This window comes from Pseudomonas sp. 18173, assembly GCF_050432945.1.
GTDB lineage: Bacteria > Pseudomonadota > Gammaproteobacteria > Pseudomonadales > Pseudomonadaceae > Aquipseudomonas.
The window spans coordinates 1-22,971 of sequence record NZ_JBKFTN010000003.1 but is presented as its reverse complement, the minus strand read 5'-3'; the positions used below and the strand labels follow the sequence as shown (position 1 = coordinate 22,971).

Genomic DNA, 22,971 nt, shown 5'->3' with positions numbered 1-22,971 from the left:
ACAACTGTGGGAGCGAGCCTGCTCGCGAAGAGGGAGTGTCAGTCAAATCAATGTGACTGACACACCGCTTTCGCGAGCAGGCTCGCTCCCACAGGGTTTAGTGGTGTGCTTGTGGATCAGGTACGGAACCTGCGCACCAACCCGTCCAGCTCATTCGACAACCCGGCAAGGCTCTGTGAGTCCAGGCGTGCCGAGTTGGCCAGTTCCGCCACCAGTTGCGCATCGCCATGGATCTGGCTGATGTGCCGGTTGATGTCTTCGGCCACTTGATGCTGCTGTTCCGCCGCCGTGGCGATCTGGGTGTTCATGTCGCGGATCACGTCCACCGACTCGCGAATCTGCCCGAAGCTGTTGCGCGCTTCGCCGATGCGCGTCACCGATTGCTGGGACACTTCCAGGCTGGCGTGCATCTGTTGGGTCACCTGGCTCGTGCGTTTGGCCAGGTTGCCCAGCAGGCCGTCGATTTCCGCCGTGGAGTCGGCCGTGCGCTTGGCCAGGGCCCGCACTTCATCAGCCACCACGGCAAAGCCGCGACCTTGTTCACCGGCACGGGCCGCTTCGATCGCAGCGTTCAGCGCCAGCAGGTTGGTCTGCTCGGCGATCGAACGGATGGTCCCCAGGATCGACTGAATGTCGTTGCTGTCGCGTTCCAGCTGTTGCATCGACTGGGCCGACTGTTCGATTTCCTGGCTCAGGCGATCAACACTGTTCACCGCCGCATCAATCTGCTGCTGACCTTCACGCGCCTGGCGCTGGCCACTGTCGGCGGATTCCGCAGCCTGGCTGCAAGAGCGTGCGACTTCGTTGGCGGTGGCGACCATTTCGTGGAATGCAGTGGACACCATGTCCACGGCTTCACGCTGGCGTCCGGCCGCTTCGGCCATGTCACTGGAGACCCGGGTCGAGCTCTTGGAGGTGTCGAGGATCTTGCCCGCCGCGCCGCCGATGTTCTGGATCAGGTTGCGGATCGCCGCCAGGAACTGGTTGAACCAGTTGGCCAGTTGCGCGGTTTCGTCGCTGCCACGTATTTGCAGGTTCTGAGTCAGGTCGCCTTCGCCCTGGGCGATGCCTTCCAGACCGCTGGCCACGCTGCGGATCGGGCGCACGATAAGGCTGGCGAAGCTGGCGCCGACAATGGCGAAGATCACGGCCAGCACGGCGGCGATGATCGCGATCAACCAGGTCAGTTGGGTCGCGGTGCTCATCACGTCGCTTTGCTTGATCAGGCCGATGAACGTCCAGCCCAGTTGCTCGGACGGCCAGACGTTGGCCATGTAGCGCTCACCGTTGAGTTCGACTTCGAGCATGCCTTTGCCGGCCTTGGCCAGTTGTGCATAACCTTCGCCGAGGCTGCCCAGGGCCTTGAAGTTGTGCTCCGGTTGCTTCGGATCGACCAGCACGGTGCCGGTATTTTCCAGCAGCATCAGGTAGCCGGATTCGCCAAGCTTGATCTGTTTGACCAGCTCGGTGAGCTGTTTGAGTGACACGTCGATGCTGACCACGCCGCCGTTGGTGCCCAGCTTGTTGTCGATGGTGCGCACGGTGCTGACATAGGACGTATCGTTTTCGGCCCAATAGTAGGCCTCGGTACGGAACGGCTTGCCCGGTTTGGCCTGGGCTGCCTTGTACCAGGGACGTTGGCGCGGGTCGTAGTTGCTCAGCTTGGCATCATCGGGCCAGGACACGTAACCACCGGCAGCGGTGCCCAGAATGGCGTAGGCGTAGGAGGGGTGGGCGTTGCCCAGGTCCTGGAGGAATCCGAAGACTTTTTTGTCCATCTCGCCCTGCGGGACGCTCTCGGCGTTGGCCGCCATGTAGGTCTTGAGGCTGTCGTCGGAGTTCTTGATCAGCGGCTGGTGAGCCAGGTATTCGACGTTCTGGCTGATGCCGTCGAAGAACAGTTGCATGGCATTGCTGACCTGACGGATTTCGCGACCGCTGCTGTCGACGAATTCATCCTTGGCATCACTGCGCAAGTTCAGCACAACGAGGGTGGCGACCAGCACCACAGGCAAGCAGGCGATGATTGCAAACGCCCAGGTCAACTTCTGTTTGATGTTCATCCGCGCTCCAGATTTTCTTGTAGGCCCACGCAGTGCAGATGACTCGCGGTTTATTGGCAGCCGTAAACGTTCTTGGTCAACCCTGGTCCTTGAGTGCGGCATCGCTTTTGTTGTGGCAGCGATTGTCGGACAAATCACTTTGTCACTAAGGACTTCGGCTGTTGTCGGAGGAAATTGAGGCCATATGGGAAAAATCCTACGGAAGGTACGAGCTGTGGTGTCAGTTTCTGTCGCAATTGGCCTCAATACCCTTGCACAACAAGTGACGCAGGCTCGGCTATGATTTGGGTCGACCCGTGGTGGTCGTCGGTTTTACCCGATGAATTTGGCACATTGTGTGCCTCTGCAATGCTCATCAGTCGGCAACCCCTCCCCCCGGTGAGTGGATTGCCGTATAACGAATGACTTTCGCGTGTTTGGTAATAAAGGACCCACAATAAAAGCTGATGAAGACTCCAAAACGCATTGAACCCCTGATCGAGGACGGTCTGGTCGACGAGGTGCTGCGCCCACTCATGAGTGGTAAAGAAGCAGCTGTTTATGTGGTGCGCTGCGGTAACGAGCTACGTTGCGCGAAGGTCTACAAGGAGGCGAATAAACGCAGTTTCCGTCAGGCGGCCGAGTACCAGGAAGGCCGCAAGGTACGCAATAGCCGTCAGGCCCGTGCGATGGCCAAGGGCTCCAAGTTCGGCCGCAAGGAAACCGAAGACGCCTGGCAGAACGCCGAAGTGGCGGCGCTGTTCCGTCTGGCCAACGCCGGTGTGCGGGTGCCCAAGCCGTTCGATTTCCTCGAAGGCGTACTGCTCATGGAGCTGGTGGCCGACGAGTACGGCGATGCCGCGCCGCGCCTGAACGATGTGGTGCTGGAGCCGGACCAGGCCCGCGAGTATCACGCGTATCTGATTTCCCAGATCGTGCTGATGCTGTGTACCGGTCTGGTGCACGGCGACCTGTCCGAGTTCAACGTGCTGCTGACGCCGACCGGCCCGGTGATCATCGACCTGCCACAAGCGGTGGATGCTGCGGGTAACAACCACGCATTCAGCATGCTGGAGCGGGATGTGGGCAACATGGCTTCCTACTTCGGGCGGTTTGCGCCGGAGTTGAAGAAGACCCGATACGCCAAGGAAATGTGGGCTTTGTACGAGGCCGGCACCTTGCACCCGGCCAGTGTCCTGACCGGCGAGTTCGCCGATACGGAGGAGCTGGCCGACGTGGGCGGCATCATCCGCGAAATCGAGGCCGCGCGCCTGGATGAAGAGCGCAAGCAGGCGGCCCGAGCGGCGGACGATGCGCCACCGGGCAAGACCGAAGAACCGCCTCCACCGTGGATGCAGTGATCGGATAAAAAAACCGGCTTCGGCCGGTTTTTTTGTGGGGATCAGGAAGCACCGAAACCCTGTGGGAGCGAGCCCGCTCGCGAAGACGTCGGCACATCCAGCATCAATGTGGCAGGCAGACCGCTTTCGCGAGCAGGCTCGCTCCCACAGGGATCAGGCATGAGTCGGGCTGGTGCAGCAGCCCGACTCCAGGTTTTTCAGAATCGGGCAATCCGGCCGATGATCGCCCTGACAGTGCTCAACCAGGTCCTGCAAGGTGTCGCGCAACTGGCCAAGCTCAAGGATCTTGCGGTTCAACTCATCGATGTGCTGGCGGGCCAAGGCTTTCACATCGGCGCTGGCGCGCTGGCGGTCTTGCCAGAGGGTCAGCAACTTGCCGACTTCTTCCAGGGAAAACCCCAGGTCCCGCGAGCGCTTGATGAACGCCAGCGTGTGCAGGTCGTCATCGCCATACACCCGATAACCGCTATCAGTGCGATGGGCCGCCTTGAGCAGGCCGATGGACTCGTAATAACGGATCATCTTTGCGCTCAGGCCGCTGTGGCGGGCCGCTTGGCCGATGTTCATCGGTTGTCCTCCAGGTCCTTGGGTTTCCAGGTTTTCAACAGTAGCGCATTGCTCACCACGCTGACGCTCGACAACGCCATGGCTGCACCGGCCAGCACTGGATTGAGGAAGCCGAGCGCCGCCAGCGGGATGCCAATCAGGTTATAGACGAAGGCCCAGAACAGGTTCTGCCGAATCTTGGCGTAGGTCTTGCGGCTGATCTCCAAGGCGGCCGGTACCAGTCGCGGATCACCGCGCATCAGGGTGATGCCGGCTGCGTGCATGGCGACGTCGGTGCCGCCCCCCATGGCGATGCCGATGTCGGCGGCGGCCAGTGCCGGGGCGTCGTTGATTCCGTCGCCGACCATCGCCACCACGCCGGTTTCTTTCAATGCGGCGACCGTGGCGGCTTTATCCGCCGGCAGCACTTCGGCATGCACATCCTGGATGCCCAGCGCCTCGGCTACCACGTTGGCGCTGCCGCGATTGTCGCCGGTCAGCAGGTGGCTGCTGATGTTTCGCGCGCTCAGTTGTTGCACCGCTTGCAGCGCGCCGGGCTTGAGGGTGTCACCGAAGGCGAACAGGCCCAGCACTTGGGGTTCGGGGGATTGTTCGATCAGCCAGGACAGGGTCCGGCCTTGTTTTTCCCACGCGATTGCCGAATCGGCCAGCGGCCCGGCGTTCAAACCGCTTTCCTCCAGCAGGCGACGATTGCCCAGCGCCAGGCGACGCCCTTCGAGGTTGCCGGCGATGCCGCGTCCGGTCAGGGATCGGCTGTCGCTGACATCGGCCACCGTCAAGTGGCGTTCGGCACAGGCATCCAGAACGGCCTTGGCCAGCGGATGCTCACTGCCGCGTTGCAGGGCACCGGCCAATTGCAGCAGGCTCGCCTCGTTACCGTCGATGGCACTCAGATGAGCAATGCGCGGGGCGCCGGAGGTCAGGGTGCCGGTCTTGTCGAACACCACCGCGCTGACTTCATGGGCACGCTCCAGTGCTTCGGCGTCCTTGATCAGAATCCCGTAGCGCGCCGCCACGCCCGTGCCGGCCATGATCGCCGTCGGCGTAGCCAGGCCCAGGGCGCAGGGGCAGGCGATCACCAGCACCGCCACGGCGTTGATCAACGCGGTTTCCATCGGCGCGCCATACAGTAACCAGCCGATCAGGGTTGCCAGGGCAATCAGCAGCACGGTGGGCACGAATACCTGGCTGACTTTATCCACCAGTTTCTGGATCGGCGCTTTTGCGGCCTGGGCGTCTTCCACCAGGCGGATGATCCGCGCCAGCACGGTTTCCGCACCGAGGGCCTGGGTGCGCACCAGCAAGCGGCCTTCACCGTTGATCGCGCCGCCAGTGACTTTGTCGCCGGGCTGCTTGGGCACCGGCAGGCTTTCGCCGCTGATCAGCGCTTCGTCGGCGTGGCTCTGGCCTTCCATTACTTCACCGTCTACCGGGAAGCGTTCGCCGGGTTTGACCAGCACCAGGTCATTGAGGTGCAGGGCGCTGATGGCGACCTCTTGCTCGTGACCATCGGTCACCCGAATCGCCCGCTCCGGACGCAAGGCTTCGAGGGCGCGGATGGCGCTGGCGGTCTGGCGCTTGGCGCGACTTTCCAGGTACTTGCCCAGCAGCACCAGGGCGATCACCACCGCCGAGGCTTCGAAATACAGATGCGGCATGCGCCCGGCGGCGGTGGCCCACTCGTACAGGCTCAAGCCGTATCCGGCGCTGGTGCCCAGGGCGACCAGCAGGTCCATGTTGCCGGCTCCGGCGCGCACGGCTTTCCACGCTGCCACGTAAAACCGGGCGCCGAAGATGAACTGCACGGGCGTGGCCAGGGCGAATTGCGCCCAGGCCGGGAGCATCCAGTGCACGCCGAAGGGCTGTAGCAGCATCGGCAATACCAGCGGCAAGGCGAGGGCCATGGCGATGATCAATGCCATGCGTTCGCGGTGCAGGCGCTGCTGCTGAAGGTCGGCTGGCGGGTGTTCGGCTTCCCATACGCTGGCGGTATAGCCGGCCTTGGTCACGGCCGCGATCAAGGTTTGCGGATCGATCTGGCCGAGCAGTTCCAGGTGGGCACGTTCGTTGGCCAGGTTGACGCTGACGCTTTTTACCCCTGCAACCTTGCCCAGCGCGCGCTCGACCCGACCGACGCAGGACGCGCAGGTCATGCCGTCGATGCTCAGCTCCAGGCTCTGCTGTGGCACGCTGTAGCCGGCCCTGGCTACGGCCTCCATCAAGGCCGGCAAACTGTCGCCGGGTGCCTGGACCCGGGCCTGCTCCGTGGCGAGGTTGACGCTGACGGCACTGGCGCCAATGACTTTGCTCAAGGCGCGCTCGACCCGCCCGGCGCAACTGGCGCAGGTCATGCCGGCAATCGGCAGGTCGAACGTGGTGGATTCGGACATCGGTCGCACTCCCTGTAGTAGATGACCACAGGATCAACCTTGCCATGCTGGCAAGGTCAAGCACCAATCTAATGTGGGAGCGAGCCTGCTCGCGAAGGCGTCAGCATATCCAGCATCAATGCGTCAGATAGTCCGTATTCGCGAGCAAGCTCGCTCCTGCAGGGACGGTGTGTCAGTAGCCGAGGCCGGCGCGTTTCAGGTACATCCCTTCCTGCGTCATCGCGATGCGGTACTTGAGCACATCCCCGGCCTTGAGCTGGATATCCTGCGAACCCGGCGCGAGCATGCCCGGGTTGCAACCCGGCACCTGGCCCGGCAGCAATTTGAGGCGCAACGAGACGATGCCGGGCGGCAAGTTGAATGAGGTGCTCTGCTCCTGAAACAACCGCGCCGCCAGTTGATCGTGGATGTACACACCGATTTCGCAGCTGGTTGCGACTTCCAGGCGCTCGCGGGAAATGATCAGCACGCCATAATCCTGACCGGCAGCATTGACCGAAGGCACGGCGGCGAAAAGGCTGAGAAAGCCTAACAGGCTGAAAACTGACCAGCGCATGGCTGAATCTCCTGAGTTCGAGTCATTGATGGACGCAGCTTGGCCGAGCCCGGCACCGATTGCCAGCCCGGCAGCTACCTTCAGAACTTGACCTTGCCACGGTGGCAAGCCCGAAACTCGCTTCAAACCTCGGAAAAGGAGTCATCCCATGCAAGTGTTCAACGTTGAAGGCATGTCTTGTGGTCACTGCGTGAAGGCCATCACTCAAGCGGTCCAGGCCAAGGATCCGGCGGCCAGTGTGCGGGTCGACCTGGCAACCAGGGAAGTCGGTGTCGAAAGTGCACTGACTGCCGAGCAGGTGATCGAGGCGATCAGCGAGGAGGGGTATGGCGTCAAACTGGCCTGATTTTGATAGTTAGCGAGCTACCGGAATGTTCAAGGCGTCCATGCGCGGCTAGACTGTCGGGCTGCCGACTCCTGCCTCACTGGATGCCTGATGAACTTTCGTACCATTCTGATTCTCGGCGCCTTGAGCGCTTTCGGTCCGCTGGCGATCGACTTCTATCTGCCGGCCTTTCCGGCCATGGCACTGGCTTTCGGAACGGACGAAAATCACGTTCAGATGACGTTGGCGGCGTACTTCCTCGGCCTGTCCATCGGTCAACTGGCTTATGGCCCGGTGGCGGACCGCTTCGGGCGACGCATTCCATTGCTCACCGGTGTCGGCTTGTTTACCGCCGCCTCCGTGGCGTGTGCCTATGCACCGAACCTGGAATGGCTGATCGGCGCGCGTTTTGTCCAGGCCTTGGGCGGCTGCGCCGGGATGGTGATTTCCCGGGCGGTGGTCAGCGACAAATGTGATGCGGTGGGGTCGGCGAAAGTCTTTTCGCAGTTGATGCTGGTGATGGGGCTGGCCCCCATCCTCGCGCCATTGCTGGGTGGCTTGTTGGTCAACACGACAGGCTGGCAGTCGATCTTCCTGGCCTTGACCGGATTCAGTGCGCTGGCAGGGCTGGCGGTTGCGACGGGATTGCCGGAAAGCTTGCCGGCCCACATTCCACGTCAACCGCTGTCGGGGGCGCTGCGTCAGTACGGCCGGTTGCTGGCCGACCCGATATTTCTTGGCCATGCCTTGACCGGAGGCATCGCCATCGCCGGGATGTTTGCCTACATTGCAGGTTCTCCCTTCATCATTATCAAACTCTACGGTGTTCCGGCCGAGCACTTTGGCTGGTTGTTCGGCACCAATGCCGCGGGCTTCATTCTGGTGGCGCAGGTCAACGCACGGTTGCTGGCCAAGCGTGGCCCGACGTTCCTGCTGACGCGCGCGGTGTGGGTTTATCTCGCGGCCGGTCTGACCCTGCTCGCTGTCAGCTCCCTGCACACGGCCCACCTGTGGCCGCTGCTGATTCCATTGTTCATCTGTATCGCCAGCCTCGGTTGCATCAGCCCCAACGCCGCAGCCTGCGCGATGAGCGGGCAGGGCGCGCGGGCCGGCAGTGCGTCGGCATTGCTCGGTTGCCTGCAATTCAGCGTCGCGGCCGGTGCCTCTGCGCTGGTGGGTGTGCTGCACGACGGCAGCGCCGTGCCGATGGCCATGGTCATCAGCCTGTGTGGAGTTCTGGTGGTGAGTGCGGCGATGCTCACCCGGCGTTTGCAAAATGCCCGGGCGCTGGCGCAAGCCCAGGTTTGAGGCTGGAGTCAGCCGGCGGCACGCTGCGGGTGGAGGACGGGAATCTGGTGAGGGGCCTGGATGCGGGCTTCAAGGGTGCGCGTGAAAGCGCGAGCTTCCGCTTCGCTGCGAAACGTCACGGCATGTTGGTCCAAGCGAACTTGCCACTGGGACTTCGCCAGTTCTTTTATCAGGATCTTCATAGCTGAACTCCTATCGTAAAAGATGTCTCGTAAAAGACGTTACGCAAAAGACTGCTTCGCAGGAGATTCGATTGTAGTCCTGAATACGAGCGCCATTGTGACAAGGGGCAACTGTCGGACTGACGGTTTGTAACTAAAAAAAACACGACTTTTCGATGGCGTCCACAGGGGCTGTCTGCGACCCGGACGTCGCGGTCGCAGACAAAAAAACTCAAGGCACGATGAAATCGGCGATGGCTTTTTTCAGCGCATCAGAACCCTTCCAGCACAATCTTGCCCTTGGCTTTGCCGCTCTCCAGCAGGGCATGGGCACGGCGCAAATTGGCCGCATTGATCGTGCCGAAGTGTTCGCCCATGGTGGTTTTCAAGGTCCCGGTATCGATCAGCCAGGCGACGCGATTGAGCAGGTTGTGCTGCTCGATCATGTCCGGGGTTTCAAACAGCGAACGGGTGTACATGAACTCCCAGTGCAGTGACAGGCTCTTGCGTTTGAGCTTGGTCACGTCCAGCGACTTGGGGTCATCGATCAGCGCCAGTTTGCCTTGGGGCGCCAATGCCTCGATCAGTTGGTCCAGGTGCTGGTCGGTCTGGGTCAGGCTGGCAACGTGGGTGACCTGATCCACGCCGGCAAGCTTGAGTGCTTCGCTCAGTGGCTGGCTATGGTCGATCACCCGATCGGCGCCCAGCTCCTTTACCCAGCTTTGAGTTTGCGGGCGCGAAGCAGTGCCGATGACTTCAAGGGCCGTCAATTGGCTGGCCAGTTGCGTAAGAATCGAGCCCACGCCACCCGCCGCGCCGACGATCAACAGGCGCTGGCCTTCATCGGTTTTGCCTTCGCGCACTTGCAGGCGCTCGAACAACAGTTCCCACGCCGTAATCGCGGTAAGCGGCAGGGCCGCGGCCTCGGCGAAACCGAGGGTCTTGGGCATGTGGCCAACGATGCGTTCGTCCACCACATGCAACTCGCTGTTGCCGCCCGCACGCGCGATGGAGCCGGCGTAATACACCTTGTCACCGGCCTTGAACAGTGTGACCTCACTGCCCACCGCCTTGACCACGCCGGCCACATCCCAACCCAGCACCTTGGCTACGCCGCCTTCGGGCTGCACGTTCTGGCGCACCTTGGTGTCCACCGGGTTGACCGAGATGGCTTTGACTTCCACCAGCAGATCGCGGGGGCCGGCAACCGGCTCCGGCAGTTCGATGTCTTGCAGAGCCTTGTCGTCATCGATCGGCAACGAGGCATAGTAGGCAATGGCTTTCATGGGCGACTCCTGAACACTGATAAAGAAGAGATTCAATGGGAGAGATGATTGGCTATTTCTCCTGAAGATAAAACCGGCTAAAAGAGCAGTCTCTTTCAATATTTTTTTGATAATCGGTGCTCTTGATGCTGCGATTCGATGACTTGCAGTTGTTTGTCCGGGCGGCGGACCTGGGCAGTCTGTCCGCCGCCGCGCGGGGCATGGACATGTCGGCGGCGGTGGCCAGTGCGGCGCTCAAGCGTATCGAACAGCAACTCGGCGCCCGTTTATTGGCCCGTTCGACCCGCAGCCTGCGCCTGACCGCCGAAGGCGAGGGCTTTCTCGAATATGCCCGCGCAGCCCTGAGCAACCTCGACGAGGGACGACGATTGCTGGCCAGTGGTCAGGACCAGGTCAGCGGGGTTCTGCAACTGTCGGCGCCATCGGATTTTGGCCGCAACCTGCTACTGCCCTGGCTCGACGAGTTTCAACGCGAGCATCCGAAACTGACCGTGCGCCTGCTGCTGGGTGACCGCATCGCCGACCTGTTTCGCCAACCGGTAGACGTTGCCCTGCGCTACGGTGAACCGGAGGACTCCAGCCTGGTGGCGCTGCCCATCGCCCCGCAGAACCGCCGGGTGTTGTGTGCCGCTCCCGGCTATCTGGCTCGCCATGGCGAGCCGCGGCATCTGGAGCAACTGGCACAGCACAATTGCCTGTTGTACATGCTCGGCAGCCGGGTCCACGATCACTGGAGCTTTCACGACGGCAAGCGCGAAGTCAGCTTGACCGTCAGCGGTGATCGCTTCAGCGACGATGCCGATGTCGTGCGCCTTTGGGCCGTGGCAGGTGCCGGGATCGCTTATAAATCCTGGCTCGATGTCGCCGCCGATGTACTGGCTGGCCGCTTGAAGGTGCTGATGCCGGAGTTGTTCTGTGAGCGCGCACCGTTGAATCTATTGTGCGCCCATCGTGCGCAATTGAGTAAGCCGGTGAACCTGCTGCGGGAAATGCTTGCCAGCCGATGCGCCCTTTTGAGTAGTCAATTTCCGGGCTTTTCGGACATTGATGATTAGTCGCACAGAAAAAGAGAAATTTCCCTCAGGTACGATCAGCACCTATGCCGGGCAGAGGACAGGATCCAACGATCAACCCGCATATACTAACGCCCTCATCATATAAGTAGCGTCGATCCACCATTGGCGGGTCCACGTTCGGGTCGGCCCGGTTGCACGGTCATTCTTCTGGCCTTCACCGCATTCGCCAGGCAGCGCTAATGAGTGAGCAAAGCGTTGCCGGGCTCATGGCAGTTTCCACGAATTGGCCGACGACACATTACTGGTCAAGAGTTTCCGGGCAGTAGACGAAACGATTCAACAGGGAGTGAATACATGGAACATGCACCTTGCATCAGCCAGATCGCCACATTGCTGGCTGACCCAAAGCGCAGCGCAATGATGTGGGCCTTGATGGACGGTTCGGCGCGAGCAACCGAAGAGCTGGCGTTGCTGGCAGGCTTGTCACCGTCTTCGGCCAGTGCACACCTGGGACGTTTGTCCGCTGGAGGCCTGTTGCGGGTTGAGAACCGCGGCCGCAAACGCTTCTTCCGCCTGGCCGCTCCCGAGGTCGGGGCGGCAATCGAAGCACTGGCCAGCGCGACCTTCGCCAGCGCTCCCCAGGATGTTCCCGACGTATTCAAACGCAATGGGCCACTGATCAAACCCCGGGCGGTGCGTTCGTCGTTGCTGAGTGCCCGACTGTGTGACGATCACTTGGGGGGAACCCTGTCCGCCGACCTGTATCAGCGATTGCTAGAGGCAGGCTGGATCGAACATTCTGATCAGCGGGTCAAGGTCACACTCAAGGGCGCGACGGAGTTGGCGGCACGGGGAGTGTTCATTCAGGCGCTGGCCCATCACAACGGCCGGGTTGCCTGTGCGTGTCCCGACTGGAGCGAAAGGCGCCCGCACCTGGGCGGTTCGCTCGGCGCGGCATTGTTGCAACTGTTCATGCAGTCGGGCTGGCTGAGCCTGCCCAACGATTCGCGAACCTTGCAGGTGACAGCCTCCGGGCAGCGGGAAATCCATCGCTTTGCCCAGGAGACCGAGTTGGAAATGGCGCTGTAGGAGCCGGCTTGCCGGCGATGGCGACCGTGATGGCCTTATCGCTGGCAAGCCAGTTCCTACAGGGTTTGCGTTTGCCTTCAGGGTTTTACCAAGCGCGCATCGAGGCTGTTCTGCGCCAGGCGTCGGGCCTGGTCCTGGGTCATGCCCAGGTGGGTGTGCAGTGCATGGAAATTCTCGGTGACATAACCGCCGAAGTACGCCGGGTCATCGGAGTTCACCGTCACTTTCACGCCGCGTTCCAGCATGTCGAGAATGTTGTGCTGCGACATGTGATCGAACACGCAGAGCTTGGTGTTCGACAACGGGCACACGGTCAACGGGATCTGCTCGTCGATGATCCGCTGCATCAGGCGCTCGTCTTCGATGGCGCGCACGCCATGGTCGATGCGCTGGATCTTCAGCAGGTCGATGGCTTCCCAGATGTACTCGGGCGGGCCTTCTTCACCGGCGTGGGCGACGGTCAGGAAGCCTTCGTGACGGGCACGGTCGAACACCCGCTGGAACTTGCTTGGCGGGTGGCCCATCTCGGAGCTGTCCAGGCCTACGGCGACGAACGCGTCGCGGAACGGCAGTGCCTGGTCGAGGGTTTTCTGCGCTTGGTCTTCGCTCAGATGGCGCAGGAAGCTCAGGATCAAACCACTGGTGATTCCCAGTTGCTGCTCGCCATCCTTCAGTGCCGCGGCGATGCCATTGAGCACGACTTCGAACGGGATGCCACGGTCGGTGTGGGTCTGCGGGTCGAAGAACGGTTCGGTGTGAATCACGTTCTGTTCTTTGCAGCGCAGCAGATACGCCCAGGTCAGGTCATAGAAATCCTGGGACGTGCGCAGCACATCGGCGCCCTGGTAATAAAGGTCGAGGAACTCCTGCAGGTTGTTGAAGGCATAGGCCTTGCGCAAGGTTTCGACGTCGTTCCATGGCAAGGCAATTTTGTTGCGCTCGGCCAGGGCGAACAGCAGCTCGGGTTCCAGCGAGCCTTCCAGGTGCAGGTGCAGTTCTGCCTTGGGCAGGGCGTTCAGCCAGTCGTACATGATTCTTTTCTCATCAGGTGCAATGGTCGCCATTCTACAGAGGGTTGCCGCAACAATTGGTAAAACCTGACCAGGAGGTTCACCACACCGCTTCCAGTTCCCGTTGCGGGGCCCAATCGTTGACGATGGAGGTCAGCACCATTTTCGGTCCGAAGTACGCCATGTCCGAAGCGTAGCCCACGGCGTACACGCCACGACGCTCAGCGTCCTGGATCGGCCCGGGGTTGTATTTGTTCAAGGCCGGCTGGATGGCGTTGATGTCGCGGATCACTTCCGGGATCAGCAGCGAGGCGACGAAGCCGAACTTTGAAGGGTTGGTGGCACTGGCCGTCAGGATTATGCTCAGGCTGATGGCCACCGCCATGACGCACAGCAGCTTCTTCAACGCAAGGTTGTGCATGAATTCGGACTCCATTTTGTCGTGAGGTTGGCTGGGCTCTTTGGCTTGCACAGGACAATGCAAACGGCTGACCAACAGGACACAAAAACTTGAAGTCGCGGTGATGCCATCGCGAGCAGGCTCGCAACAGGTCCTTGAAGTCCGATAACGGTGCATGTCCTTGCACAGCTGCCATCCACTGGTGCACCAATCCAGATGGCCTTGCCCTCCACAAAACCAATGCGGGAGCGAGCCTGCTCGCGAAAGCGGAGTGTCAGTCGACATCGTCAGTGACTGAAATACCGCCATCGCGAGCAGGCTCGCTCCCACCGTTTCAATCGGTGTTGTATCAGGTCCCGGCGATCAGCTGCCGTGCCGCCTGGCTGTGATCAGCGATCAGCGCCTTCAAGTCCAGCCCCTCGACCTGCCCGTCAATCACTCGCCATTTGCCGCCGACCATCACCCGGTCCGCGCGATCGGCGCCGCACAGCAGCAGTGCCGAGACCGGATCGTGACTGCCGGAGAAGCGCAGTTCATCCAGCTTGAACAGGGCCAGGTCGGCCTGCTTGCCTACAGCCAGTTCACCGATATCGGTACGGCCCAACAGGCTGGCCGAACCCTTGGTTGCCCAGCCGAGCACGCGTTCCGGGGTGATCTTCTCGGCGCCGTAGCGCAAGCGCTGGATGTACAGGGCCTGACGTGCTTCGAGCATCATGTTCGAGGCATCGTTGGATGCCGAACCGTCCACACCCAAGCCAAGCAGGGCACCGGCATCGGTCAGCTCGATGCTCGGGCAGATGCCCGAGGCCAGGCGCATGTTCGAACTCGGGCAATGGCAAATACCAGTACCGGCGGCACCGAGGCGGGCGATTTCATCCGGGTTGAAATGGATGCCATGGGCCAGCCAGGTACGCGGGCCGAGCCAGCCAACACTGTCCAGATAGTCCACGGTGCGCAGGCCGAAGCGTTGCAGGCAGAAATCTTCTTCGTCGAGGGTTTCGGCCAGGTGGGTGTGCAGGCGCACGTCGAGTTTGTTCGCCAGTTCGGCGCTGGCCGACATGATTTGCGCTGTCACCGAGAACGGTGAGCACGGAGCCAGGGCGATCTGGATTTGCGCGCCTTCGCCGCGTTCGTGGTACTCGGCGATCAGCCGCTGGCTGTCGGCGAGGATCACTTCGCCTTCCTGCACGGTCTGTTGCGGCGGCAGGCCACCGTCCTTTTCGCCAAGGCTCATGGAGCCGCGGGTGAGCATGGCACGCATGCCCAGTTCGCGAACGCTCTCGACCTGCACGTCGATGGCATTTTCCAGGCCTTCAGGGAACAGGTAGTGATGGTCGGCCGCGGTGGTGCAGCCGGACAGCAGCAACTCAGCCAGCGCGACTTTGGTGGCGAGGGCGAGTTTTTCCGGGGTCAGGCGTGCCCAGACCGGGTACAGGGTTTTCAGCCACGGGAACAGCGGCTGGTTGACCACCGGCGCCCAGGCGCGGGTCAGGGTCTGATAGAAGTGATGATGGGTGTTGATCAGGCCGGGCAGGATCACATGCTCGCGGGCATCGAACACTTCATTGCAGGGGCTGGAAGGTTGCTGGCCAGCGCCCAGCACTTCGACGATCAAGCCGTCTTGCAGCACCAGACCGCCACGGGCATCGAGATCGTTGGCCGTGAAAATGGCGAGGGGATTTTTTAACCAGGTACGGGTCGCAGGCATGTTGGCCGGCTCCTCTGAAAGTTGGGTTCAGGGTTGCCAGCTCAGTGTTGCCCTGTCTGCTGATCCAGGGTCGCCGGGGAGGCGAGGTGCGAAGTGTCAAACAAAACGTTGCCGGGGGCAAGCCCGGCCCGACAGGACAACCCATAACCCTGTGGGAGCGGGCTTGCTCGCGAAAGCGGTGTGTCAGGCACATACCTGTCGACTGATACGACGCCTTCGCGAGCAAGCCCGCTCCCACATTTAGATTTGGGGTATTACCAGGGAATGGTCTCACCCCGGTAATTGATGAAATGGTGCCCGCCCTTGCCGATATACGCATTCACCTGATCAACCAGGCCACGGGTGCTGGTTTCGACGTCGATGTCCGCGCCTTCGCCGCCCATGTCGGTTTTCACCCAGCCCGGGTGCAGCGACAGCACGGTGAGGCTGGTTTCACCCAACTGAGTGACAAAGCTGTTGGTCATGGAATTCAGTGCCGCCTTGCTGGCCTTGTACAGTGCCAGTTCTGGTGCATCGGGCATGGTCACGCTGCCCAGCACCGAGCTCATGAACGCCAGCACGCCGGTGTCCGGGCGGATGTGCTCGACAAAACGCTGGGCCAGGTTGATCGGCGCCACTGCATTGGTGAAAAACAGCTGGCCGACGTCGGCCATTGTCGCGCCACCGTTCGGTATCTGGACATCCGGCCCCTTGACCCCGGCATTGACGAACAGCAGGTCAAACACATCGCCCTTGAGTTGTTGGCTCAGGGCAGCCACCGCTTGCTGGTCGTCCATGTCGAGCTTTTCGATCCGCACATCGCCCAGGGCCTGCAAGGCTTCGGCTTTTTGCGGATTGCGCACGGTGGCGGTGACTTGCCAGCCATCGGCCAGCAGGGTTTTAACCAGACCGAGGCCAAGCCCCCGGGAGGCGCCGATGATGAGTGCGGTTTTTGCCTTGGACATGAGTGGCTTCCTTGAAAATTCAGAGTCGTGGATTCAATGGACACTGTTGCCCGAGCCGTTGTTGCAACTCATCGCGCAGAGCGCCGAGTTCGGTCATGCGGGCTTCGATCAGTTTGAGTTTGTCTTGCAGCAGTTGCGTGACGGCACCGTCGGGATCGGGCGACTGCCAGATTGCCGCGACGCTGTTGCCGATTTCGCCGAGGGTAAAGCCCAGCCGTTGAGCGGTCTTGATGTACTGCACCAGTTGCACCATGTCTGGCGGATAGTCGCGATATCCGTTGGCGCTGCGTTGCGCCGCGATCAACCCGCGTTGCTCGTAGAAACGCAGTGTGTCGCGGCTGACGGCGCTGGCCTGGGCTAATTCACCGATGCGCATCATGACCTCTCGAAGGGGCTTGACCCTGGAGCATACTCCAGGCTTTAGCCTTGTTGCTCCCGAAATTGATGGAGCAATATCGATGTGGACTGCAACGCAATATCGCCGCCTGGTGCAAGGCAGTGCCTGGTACGACCTGATCGTGACGGTCGCGTTTGTCACGCCGTGGAGTTTTGCGGCGTTGCACGGGGTTTTGACGGGCGTGAGCCAGGCGTTGAATTTAGCCGGTGAGCTGCCGCCGTTCGAACCGGTGCACATGCTGATGGCGAATCTGCTGGGGTCGATTGTCTGCGTGTGGGCGGTGTTGCGGATTCGTGATCCGCAGCAGGCTTATGGGCGGTATGACTCGGTCGCGAGGTTTCTGTTTGCGGCATGGCAGGCTTATGCCCTGATCCACGGCGTGAGTTCGCTGCTGGTGGTTTTTCTGGTGTTTGAATTGGCGTGGGGCGTGGCTCAGGCGTTGCCTGTTCGCGAAGGGGCCGGGCACCACATGGGGGCAATGCCGAGAATCAGGCCCTGATTTTGCTCGTGTGCCATTGATCAAAAAATGAGCAAATGATCACGAGCCATGTCGCACACGGCGCGGCGACGGCCATGAACGGGTTATCCACAGATTGCTCCACAGTATTTGTGTGCAAGCGCAAAGCACGGGCATAAGCACTGGGTGGCTTTCTTCTAAAGGCGATATACCGATCTAACTGTTTGTTTTTATTTGAATTTACTGTGCTTGATGGCAGATTGGACGAAAATTGAGCAAAGTCCGCAAAGCCGCATGACAGAAGGGTTGCAGCGGTATGTGCTCAGGTTATCCACAGCCGGGTGCACAGCAGATGTGGGCAAGTATGGAATAAGTGAAAAAACGCCGTGCCCCAAAAGATCGCAGCCTGCAGCGGAGTCTTTTAGCGCTGCAACAAAATACGCCCGCGACTCAAATCGGCCAATTGAGACTGCAAGGTGTCGATTTGTGCATCACCCACGGCCAACTGCAGCTCGACACCATTGGCAGTGAAGGTTTCATCCACAACCAATCCACCTGCCTCCGCCACCCGCAGCTTGACCAGGGCCAGCTCGGCAAATCCGCAAGCGCAATGCAGTGGCACTCGGCTGATCAGCTCGATCTTTGGTGCCGCTTGCAGGCATTTGTTCGCACCACCGCCATAGGCCCGGGCGAGCCCGCCGGTCCCCAGCTGGATGCCGCCATACCAGCGAATCACCAGCACTGCGACCTGATCGCAGTCCTGTGCCTCTATCGCCGCCAGTATCGGTCGACCGGCCGTACCGCCGGGTTCGCCATCATCAGTGCTGCGGTATTGATCGCCGAGCTTCCACGCCCAGCAGTTGTGCGTGGCATTCAAGTCACTGTGCTGTTCAATGAATGCCTGGGCTTCGGCCGGGCTGGAGATGGGCGCGGCAAAGGTGATGAAGCGGCTCTTGCGAATTTCTTCGCGGTGTTCGCAAAAACCGCTGAGGGTAAAAGGCATAAGAACTTAAATGGTCGGTGACAGGCCGCAGCCCTTGAGAATGATGCGGATCAGGTTGTCCCCGGCATCTTCCATGTCTTGTCTGGTCAACCTGGTGCGCCCGGTGACGCGGCAGATCTGCGTGGCGAAATCGGCGTAATGCTGGGTGCTGCCCCACAACAGGAAAATCAGGTGCACCGGATCGACCGGGTCCATTTTACCGGCGTCGATCCAGGCCTGGAACACGCCCGCACGGCCCTGGAACCAGGCGCGGTAATCCTGGTTGAAATACTCGGTCAGGCATTCGCCGCCACTGATGACTTCCATGGCAAAGATTCGCGAGGCTTGCGGCTGGCGCCGTGAGAACTCCATTTTCGCGCGGATATAGCGGGTCAAGGCTTCGGCAGGATCGTCCACGGCGGTGAGGGTGTTGAAGGTGCTGTCCCACAGTTCCAGGATGTTGCTCAGCACCGCCACGTACAAACCGAGCTTGTTGGTGAAGTAGTAATGCAGGTTGGCCTTGGGCAGCCCGGCGTTCTGGGCGATGGTGTTCATGCTCGTGCCTTTGTACCCGTGACGGGCGAACTCGTCTTCGGCGGCCTTGATGATGGTCTCTTCGTTTTTCTGACGAATGCGGCTGACGGATTTTGCGCCGTGGGCTGGGACTTCAAAGGTCATAAGCACTTCCGAACGGGTGGGTGGGACGGCCAGTGCGTTGATATCGCACCCACCGGCTTCAGACAAGTCCTCACACGATAAAACCCTACTCCGCAATCTACTGTGGGAGCGGGCTTGCTCGCGAAGAGGGCGCGTCAGTCGATATCTGCATGGCTGACACTCCGTCTTCGCGAGCAAGCCCGCTCCCACAATTTTCAGCGTGTCGCGGCCAGGCTCTCCAGAAAACTCTCCAGCACCAGATGAGGTCGACGCCCCTTGCGGGTGACCGACGCCAGGCTGAGATCATAAAAGCGCGTTTTTGCTTTCAACGCTCGTAACCGGCCTTGCTGCACCCAAAGACTCGCGTAGTGATCCGGCAGGTAGCCGATATAGCGCCCGGTCAGGATCAGGAACGCCATGCCTTCGCGGTCCGAGGCGCTGGCGGTGCAATTGAGCGCCTGGTAGTGAGCCTGAATCTCCGCTGGCAAACGGAAGGTGGGTGCGATGGCGTCCTGGCTGTTCAGGCGCTCGTCGTCCAGTTGTTTATCGTCGACATAAAACAGCGGATGGCCGACCGCGCAGTACAACAGCGATCGTTCGCTATACAGCGGTTGATATTCCAGCCCCGACAGCGCGCTGGCCTGCGGCACCACGCCGACGTGCAGACGACCGTCGAGTACGCCTTGCTCGACTTCATTGGGCGCGATCATGCGGATCTGGATCTGCACGTCCGGGCCGCGCTCTTTCAATTGCGCGAGGGCATGGGTGATGCGCATGTGGGGCAGGGTGACCAGGTTGTCCGTCAGGCCGATGATCAATTCGCCGCGCAAGTGCTGGTGCAGGCCATTGACCTCGGTGCGGAAGCTTTCCAGCGCACTTAACAGCTGCAACGCCGATTGATAGACCTCGCGACCTTCTTCGGTCAAGGAAAAACCGGCACGTCCGCGTTGGCAAAGGCGCAAGCCGAGGCGTTGCTCCAGATCGCTCATCTGCTGGCTGATTGCTGAGCGACCGATGCCCAGCACGGTTTCCGCCGCGGAGAAGCCGCCGCATTCCACCACGCTGCGAAAGATCCTCAGCAGGCGAATGTCAAAGTCGCTGACCTGGGCCAGCGGATCGGGACGGCGAGTGCTCATGCTTGTTACTCGAAAGTTTAGTAATGGGCTGACTGAACATTAGAAAAGTTGCATTTCACCGACTTTATCCCCGTGGCAATTTAGCTGCAACAACGGTTTTCAATCCTTACGCCGCTTATTGCCTTGCGAGGTTTCGCCCATGAACTTGCCTGAAAACGCCCCGTCTTCCCTGGCCAGCCAGCTCAAGCTCGATGCTCACTGGATGCCTTACACCGCCAACCGCAACTTCCAGCGCGACCCGCGCCTGATCGTTGGCGCTGAAGGCAGCTGGCTGATCGACGACAAGGGTCGCAAGGTGTATGACTCGCTGTCCGGTCTGTGGACCTGCGGCGCCGGGCACACCCGCAAGGAAATCCAGGAGGCCGTGGCCAAGCAACTGGGCACCCTCGACTACTCGCCAGGCTTCCAGTACGGCCATCCGCTGTCCTTCCAGCTGGCCGAGAAAATCACCGACCTGACCCCGGGCAACCTGAATCACGTGTTCTTTACCGACTCGGGCTCCGAGTGCGCTGACACGGCGGTGAAGATGGTCCGCGCTTACTGGCGCCTGAAAGGCCAGTCGACCAAGACCAAAATGATCGGCCGTGCCCGTGGTTACCACGGTGTGAACATCGCCGGCACCAGCCTCGGTGGCGTGAACGGCAACCGCAAACTGTTTGGCCAGGCGATGATGGACGTCGACCACCTGCCGCACACGTTGCTGGCAAGCAACGCTTACTCGCGAGGCATGCCGGAGCAGGGTGGTATCGCCCTGGCTGACGAACTGCTGAAGCTGATCGAACTGCACGATGCGTCGAACATCGCGGCGGTATTCGTCGAGCCATTGGCCGGCTCCGCGGGCGTGCTGGTTCCGCCACAGGGTTACCTCAAGCGTTTGCGTGAAATCTGCGACCAGCACAACATCCTGCTGGTGTTCGACGAAGTGATCACCGGTTTCGGCCGTACCGGCACCATGTTCGGCGCCACCACCTTCGGCGTGACCCCGGACCTGATGTGCATCGCCAAGCAAGTCACCAACGGCGCCATCCCGATGGGCGCGGTGATTGCCAGCTCCGAGATCTACCAGACCTTCATGAATCAGCCGACGCCTGAATACGCGGTTGAATTCCCTCATGGCTACACCTATTCGGCGCACCCGGTGGCTTGCGCCGCGGGCCTGGCCGCGCTCGACCTGCTGCAAAAGGAAAACCTGGTGCAGAGCGTGGCCGAAGTCGCGCCGCATTTCGAAAATGCGCTGCATGGCCTCAAAGGCACCAAGAACATCATCGACATCCGCAACTTCGGCCTGGCCGGCGCGATCCAGATCGCTGCACGTGACGGCGACGCCATCGTGCGTCCGTTCGAAGCCGGCATGGCGCTGTGGAAAGCCGGGTTCTACGTGCGCTTCGGCGGCGACACCCTGCAATTCGGCCCAACCTTCAACAGCAAGCCGCAGGACCTGGACCGCCTGTTCGACGCGGTCGGCGAAGTGCTGAGCAAGATCGACTGATTTCTCCTTCTATATACCTACAAACAACGGGCGCCTGGAAACAGGCGCCTGTGGACAACTTTTCAGGAGCTTCCATGAGCGTTATCCCGCATTTGATCAATGGCGAACTGGTGACCGAGAACGGTCGCGCGGTTGATGTGTTCAACCCGTCCACCGGCCAGGCCATTCACAAGTTGCCGCTGGCGACCCGCGAAACCATCCAGAGCGCCATCGACGCGGCCAAGGCGGCGTTCCCGGCCTGGCGTAACACGCCACCGGCCAAGCGTGCCCAGGTGATGTTCCGCTTCAAGCAACTGCTGGAGCAGAACGAAGCGCGTATCGCCCAACTGATCAGCGAAGAGCACGGCAAGACCCTGGAAGATGCTGCCGGTGAACTTAAGCGCGGCATCGAGAACGTCGAGTTCGCCTGTGCAGCCCCGGAAATCCTCAAGGGCGAGTACAGCCGTAACGTCGGCCCGAACATCGATGCCTGGTCTGACTTCCAGCCGCTGGGCGTGGTTGCCGGTATCACTCCGTTCAACTTCCCGGCCATGGTGCCGCTGTGGATGTACCCGCTGGCGATCGTCTGCGGCAACTGCTTCATCCTCAAGCCATCCGAGCGCGATCCAAGCTCGACGCTGCTGATCGCCCAGTTGCTGCTGGAAGCCGGTTTGCCTAAAGGCGTACTGAGCGTGGTGCACGGTGACAAGACTGCGGTGGACGCATTGATCGAAGCGCCGGAAGTCAAGGCACTGAGCTTCGTCGGTTCGACCCCGATTGCCGAGTACATCTACTCCGAAGGCACCAAGCGCGGCAAACGCGTTCAGGCCTTGGGCGGCGCGAAGAACCACGCGGTGCTGATGCCGGATGCAGACCTGGACAACGCCGTCAGCGCACTGATGGGCGCAGCCTACGGTTCTTGCGGTGAGCGCTGCATGGCGATCTCGGTGGCCGTGTGCGTGGGCGATCAAGTGGCGGATGCGCTGGTGGCCAAGCTGGTACCGCAAATCCAGGCGCTGAAAATCGGCGCCGGTACTTCTTGCGGTCTGGACATGGGGCCTCTGGTCACCGGTCAGGCCCGCGATAAAGTCAGCGGTTATGTAGAAGACGGCGTAGCTGCCGGCGCGACACTGGTCGTGGACGGCCGTGGCCTGACCGTGGCTGGTCACGAGGAAGGTTTCTTCCTGGGTGGCTGCCTGTTCGACAACGTCACGCCAGAGATGCGTATCTATAAAGAAGAGATCTTCGGACCAGTGCTTTGCGTTGTTCGGGTCAACAGCCTGGAAGAAGCCATGCAACTGATCAACGATCACGAGTACGGCAACGGCACCTGCATCTTCACCCGTGACGGGGAAGCGGCGCGTTTGTTCTGCGATGAGATCGAAGTCGGCATGGTCGGCGTCAACGTACCGCTGCCGGTGCCGGTTGCTTACCACAGCTTCGGCGGCTGGAAGCGTTCGCTGTTTGGCGACCTGCACGCCTATGGCCCGGATGGCGTGCGTTTCTACACCCGCCGCAAAGCCATCACCCAGCGCTGGCCGCAGCGTGCGAGCCATGAAGCTTCGCAGTTCGCCTTCCCTAGCTTGTAAGTAGAAGGGCGAAGAAGGCCGACCCATTGGGTCGGCCTTTTTGTTTCTGGGGCTTTTTTGACCTATATGACAGTTTTGTGAAAATAGGTGTTGACGGCAGATTCTGGAAGCCTATAATTCGC

21 protein-coding genes and 2 pseudogenes are annotated in these 22,971 nt (G+C 60.9%); 8 read left to right on the top strand and 15 right to left on the bottom strand.

Features of this window, described 5'->3' with window-relative positions:
- Positions 1 to 116 precede the first annotated feature (116 nt).
- Complete coding sequence (locus tag ACLD1X_RS04025) at positions 117 to 845, bottom strand: methyl-accepting chemotaxis protein (RefSeq protein WP_371317838.1); 729 nt, start codon at positions 843 to 845, stop codon at positions 117 to 119.
- Positions 846 to 974: 129 nt separating this feature from the next.
- Positions 975 to 2,063, bottom strand: a pseudogene (locus ACLD1X_RS04020) (cache domain-containing protein); the annotation flags it as partial.
- A 446-nt stretch (positions 2,064 to 2,509) separates the two neighbouring features.
- On the opposite strand from ACLD1X_RS04020, the gene ACLD1X_RS04015 reads away from it, so the two are divergent.
- Entirely contained in the window at positions 2,510 to 3,403 is an 894-nt protein-coding gene (locus tag ACLD1X_RS04015) for a PA4780 family RIO1-like protein kinase (RefSeq protein WP_429366225.1), read from the top strand.
- 153 nt (positions 3,404 to 3,556) lie between these two features.
- On the opposite strand, the gene cueR is transcribed toward ACLD1X_RS04015, so the two are convergent.
- The 3 genes from cueR to ACLD1X_RS04000 all read right to left on the bottom strand — a co-directional run bounded on the left by cueR (position 3,557) and on the right by ACLD1X_RS04000 (position 6,916).
- Positions 3,557 to 3,970 carry a Cu(I)-responsive transcriptional regulator gene (gene cueR, locus ACLD1X_RS04010; RefSeq protein ID WP_429366224.1) on the bottom strand — a complete coding sequence of 138 codons (414 nt, stop codon included), beginning with the start codon at positions 3,968 to 3,970 and terminating at the stop codon, positions 3,557 to 3,559.
- Positions 3,967 to 6,360: a heavy metal translocating P-type ATPase gene (locus tag ACLD1X_RS04005; protein WP_429366223.1), complete on the bottom strand. Its 2,394-nt coding sequence runs from the start codon at positions 6,358 to 6,360 to the stop codon at positions 3,967 to 3,969. The genes cueR and ACLD1X_RS04005 overlap by 4 nt, the downstream gene beginning before the upstream one ends.
- A 172-nt stretch (positions 6,361 to 6,532) precedes the next feature.
- Entirely contained in the window at positions 6,533 to 6,916 is a 384-nt protein-coding gene (locus tag ACLD1X_RS04000; RefSeq protein ID WP_429366222.1) for a hypothetical protein, read from the bottom strand.
- A gap of 148 nt (positions 6,917 to 7,064) precedes the next feature.
- On the opposite strand from ACLD1X_RS04000, the gene ACLD1X_RS03995 reads away from it, so the two are divergent.
- Both ACLD1X_RS03995 and ACLD1X_RS03990 read left to right on the top strand, forming a co-directional pair.
- Entirely contained in the window at positions 7,065 to 7,262 is a 198-nt protein-coding gene (locus tag ACLD1X_RS03995) for a cation transporter (protein WP_429366221.1), read from the top strand.
- 90 nt (positions 7,263 to 7,352) lie between these two features.
- Positions 7,353 to 8,549: a multidrug effflux MFS transporter gene (locus ACLD1X_RS03990; protein WP_429366220.1), complete on the top strand. Its 1,197-nt coding sequence runs from the start codon at positions 7,353 to 7,355 to the stop codon at positions 8,547 to 8,549.
- 8 nt (positions 8,550 to 8,557) lie between these two features.
- Here the strand turns inward: ACLD1X_RS03990 and ACLD1X_RS03985 are convergent, their stop codons facing one another.
- Together ACLD1X_RS03985 and ACLD1X_RS03980 are read right to left on the bottom strand one after the other, a co-directional pair.
- Entirely contained in the window at positions 8,558 to 8,731 is a 174-nt protein-coding gene (locus ACLD1X_RS03985) for a hypothetical protein (RefSeq protein WP_008021930.1), read from the bottom strand.
- Between the two features lie 251 nt (positions 8,732 to 8,982).
- Positions 8,983 to 9,996 (bottom strand): zinc-binding alcohol dehydrogenase family protein, encoded by a 1,014-nt coding sequence (locus ACLD1X_RS03980; protein WP_429366219.1) that lies wholly within the window; start codon positions 9,994 to 9,996, stop codon positions 8,983 to 8,985.
- Between the two features lie 125 nt (positions 9,997 to 10,121).
- Here ACLD1X_RS03980 and ACLD1X_RS03975 point away from each other — a divergent pair, with 125 nt between their 5' ends.
- Positions 10,122 to 11,051, top strand: a complete 930-nt coding sequence (locus ACLD1X_RS03975; RefSeq protein ID WP_429366218.1) for a LysR family transcriptional regulator — start codon at positions 10,122 to 10,124, stop codon at positions 11,049 to 11,051.
- A 315-nt stretch (positions 11,052 to 11,366) separates the two neighbouring features.
- Positions 11,367 to 12,101 carry an ArsR/SmtB family transcription factor gene (locus tag ACLD1X_RS03970; protein ID WP_429366217.1) on the top strand — a complete coding sequence of 245 codons (735 nt, stop codon included), beginning with the start codon at positions 11,367 to 11,369 and terminating at the stop codon, positions 12,099 to 12,101.
- 77 nt (positions 12,102 to 12,178) lie between these two features.
- On the opposite strand, the gene ACLD1X_RS03965 is transcribed toward ACLD1X_RS03970, so the two are convergent.
- The 5 genes and pseudogenes from ACLD1X_RS03965 to ACLD1X_RS03945 form a co-directional block, all read right to left on the bottom strand.
- Entirely contained in the window at positions 12,179 to 13,132 is a 954-nt protein-coding gene (locus tag ACLD1X_RS03965; protein ID WP_429366216.1) for an adenosine deaminase, read from the bottom strand.
- Between the two features lie 85 nt (positions 13,133 to 13,217).
- Positions 13,218 to 13,466: pseudogene (locus ACLD1X_RS03960) on the bottom strand (BMP family ABC transporter substrate-binding protein); the annotation flags it as partial.
- Positions 13,467 to 13,860: 394 nt separating this feature from the next.
- Positions 13,861 to 15,219, bottom strand: coding sequence for an 8-oxoguanine deaminase (locus tag ACLD1X_RS03955; RefSeq protein ID WP_429366215.1), 1,359 nt, complete (start codon positions 15,217 to 15,219; stop codon positions 13,861 to 13,863).
- A 254-nt stretch (positions 15,220 to 15,473) separates the two neighbouring features.
- Entirely contained in the window at positions 15,474 to 16,163 is a 690-nt protein-coding gene (locus tag ACLD1X_RS03950; RefSeq protein ID WP_429366214.1) for an SDR family oxidoreductase, read from the bottom strand.
- A 19-nt stretch (positions 16,164 to 16,182) separates the two neighbouring features.
- The gene (locus ACLD1X_RS03945) at positions 16,183 to 16,539 is read right to left on the bottom strand and encodes a MerR family transcriptional regulator (RefSeq protein WP_429366459.1); all 357 of its coding nucleotides are present in this window, start codon (positions 16,537 to 16,539) and stop codon (positions 16,183 to 16,185) included.
- An 82-nt stretch (positions 16,540 to 16,621) separates the two neighbouring features.
- On the opposite strand from ACLD1X_RS03945, the gene ACLD1X_RS03940 reads away from it, so the two are divergent.
- Complete coding sequence (locus tag ACLD1X_RS03940) at positions 16,622 to 17,059, top strand: hypothetical protein (protein WP_429366213.1); 438 nt, start codon at positions 16,622 to 16,624, stop codon at positions 17,057 to 17,059.
- A gap of 379 nt (positions 17,060 to 17,438) precedes the next feature.
- Here ACLD1X_RS03940 and ACLD1X_RS03935 read toward each other — a convergent pair whose 3' ends face one another.
- The 3 genes from ACLD1X_RS03935 to ACLD1X_RS03925 form a co-directional block, all read right to left on the bottom strand.
- Entirely contained in the window at positions 17,439 to 18,020 is a 582-nt protein-coding gene (locus tag ACLD1X_RS03935) for an IMPACT family protein (protein ID WP_429366212.1), read from the bottom strand.
- A 6-nt stretch (positions 18,021 to 18,026) separates the two neighbouring features.
- A complete protein-coding gene (locus tag ACLD1X_RS03930; protein ID WP_429366211.1) occupies positions 18,027 to 18,677 on the bottom strand; it encodes a TetR/AcrR family transcriptional regulator in 651 nt (216 codons plus the stop codon).
- Positions 18,678 to 18,871: 194 nt separating this feature from the next.
- On the bottom strand, positions 18,872 to 19,792 hold the full coding sequence (locus ACLD1X_RS03925) for a LysR family transcriptional regulator (RefSeq protein WP_007971880.1): 921 nt from the start codon (positions 19,790 to 19,792) through the stop codon (positions 18,872 to 18,874).
- Positions 19,793 to 19,931: 139 nt separating this feature from the next.
- Here ACLD1X_RS03925 and ACLD1X_RS03920 point away from each other — a divergent pair, with 139 nt between their 5' ends.
- Both ACLD1X_RS03920 and ACLD1X_RS03915 read left to right on the top strand, forming a co-directional pair.
- Positions 19,932 to 21,281: an aspartate aminotransferase family protein gene (locus ACLD1X_RS03920; RefSeq protein ID WP_085718112.1), complete on the top strand. Its 1,350-nt coding sequence runs from the start codon at positions 19,932 to 19,934 to the stop codon at positions 21,279 to 21,281.
- A gap of 74 nt (positions 21,282 to 21,355) precedes the next feature.
- A complete protein-coding gene (locus ACLD1X_RS03915; RefSeq protein ID WP_008021905.1) occupies positions 21,356 to 22,849 on the top strand; it encodes a CoA-acylating methylmalonate-semialdehyde dehydrogenase in 1,494 nt (497 codons plus the stop codon).
- Positions 22,850 to 22,971 lie beyond the last annotated feature (122 nt).

Excerpts from the sequence above, each read along its gene's own strand:
- ACLD1X_RS03965 (WP_429366216.1), bottom strand. The coding sequence starts at position 13,132 with ATGTACGACTGGCTGAACGCCCTGCCCAAGGCAGAACTGCACCTGCAC.
- ACLD1X_RS03945 (WP_429366459.1), bottom strand. The coding sequence starts at position 16,539 with ATGCGCATCGGTGAATTAGCCCAGGCCAGCGCCGTCAGCCGCGACACA.
- ACLD1X_RS04025 (WP_371317838.1), bottom strand. The coding sequence starts at position 845 with ATGGTGTCCACTGCATTCCACGAAATGGTCGCCACCGCCAACGAAGTC.
- ACLD1X_RS03975 (WP_429366218.1), top strand. The coding sequence starts at position 10,122 with ATGCTGCGATTCGATGACTTGCAGTTGTTTGTCCGGGCGGCGGACCTG.
- ACLD1X_RS03935 (WP_429366212.1), bottom strand. The coding sequence starts at position 18,020 with ATGCCTTTTACCCTCAGCGGTTTTTGCGAACACCGCGAAGAAATTCGC.
- ACLD1X_RS03925 (WP_007971880.1), bottom strand. The coding sequence starts at position 19,792 with ATGAGCACTCGCCGTCCCGATCCGCTGGCCCAGGTCAGCGACTTTGAC.
- ACLD1X_RS03990 (WP_429366220.1), top strand. The coding sequence starts at position 7,353 with ATGAACTTTCGTACCATTCTGATTCTCGGCGCCTTGAGCGCTTTCGGT.
- ACLD1X_RS03980 (WP_429366219.1), bottom strand. The coding sequence starts at position 9,996 with ATGAAAGCCATTGCCTACTATGCCTCGTTGCCGATCGATGACGACAAG.
- ACLD1X_RS04005 (WP_429366223.1), bottom strand. The coding sequence starts at position 6,360 with ATGTCCGAATCCACCACGTTCGACCTGCCGATTGCCGGCATGACCTGC.
- ACLD1X_RS03920 (WP_085718112.1), top strand. The coding sequence starts at position 19,932 with ATGAACTTGCCTGAAAACGCCCCGTCTTCCCTGGCCAGCCAGCTCAAG.
- ACLD1X_RS03930 (WP_429366211.1), bottom strand. The coding sequence starts at position 18,677 with ATGACCTTTGAAGTCCCAGCCCACGGCGCAAAATCCGTCAGCCGCATT.
- ACLD1X_RS04000 (WP_429366222.1), bottom strand. The coding sequence starts at position 6,916 with ATGCGCTGGTCAGTTTTCAGCCTGTTAGGCTTTCTCAGCCTTTTCGCC.
- ACLD1X_RS03970 (WP_429366217.1), top strand. The coding sequence starts at position 11,367 with ATGGAACATGCACCTTGCATCAGCCAGATCGCCACATTGCTGGCTGAC.
- ACLD1X_RS03940 (WP_429366213.1), top strand. The coding sequence starts at position 16,622 with ATGTGGACTGCAACGCAATATCGCCGCCTGGTGCAAGGCAGTGCCTGG.
- ACLD1X_RS04015 (WP_429366225.1), top strand. The coding sequence starts at position 2,510 with ATGAAGACTCCAAAACGCATTGAACCCCTGATCGAGGACGGTCTGGTC.
- ACLD1X_RS03985 (WP_008021930.1), bottom strand. The coding sequence starts at position 8,731 with ATGAAGATCCTGATAAAAGAACTGGCGAAGTCCCAGTGGCAAGTTCGC.
- cueR (WP_429366224.1), bottom strand. The coding sequence starts at position 3,970 with ATGAACATCGGCCAAGCGGCCCGCCACAGCGGCCTGAGCGCAAAGATG.
- ACLD1X_RS03950 (WP_429366214.1), bottom strand. The coding sequence starts at position 16,163 with ATGTCCAAGGCAAAAACCGCACTCATCATCGGCGCCTCCCGGGGGCTT.
- ACLD1X_RS03995 (WP_429366221.1), top strand. The coding sequence starts at position 7,065 with ATGCAAGTGTTCAACGTTGAAGGCATGTCTTGTGGTCACTGCGTGAAG.
- ACLD1X_RS03915 (WP_008021905.1), top strand. The coding sequence starts at position 21,356 with ATGAGCGTTATCCCGCATTTGATCAATGGCGAACTGGTGACCGAGAAC.
- ACLD1X_RS03955 (WP_429366215.1), bottom strand. The coding sequence starts at position 15,219 with ATGCCTGCGACCCGTACCTGGTTAAAAAATCCCCTCGCCATTTTCACG.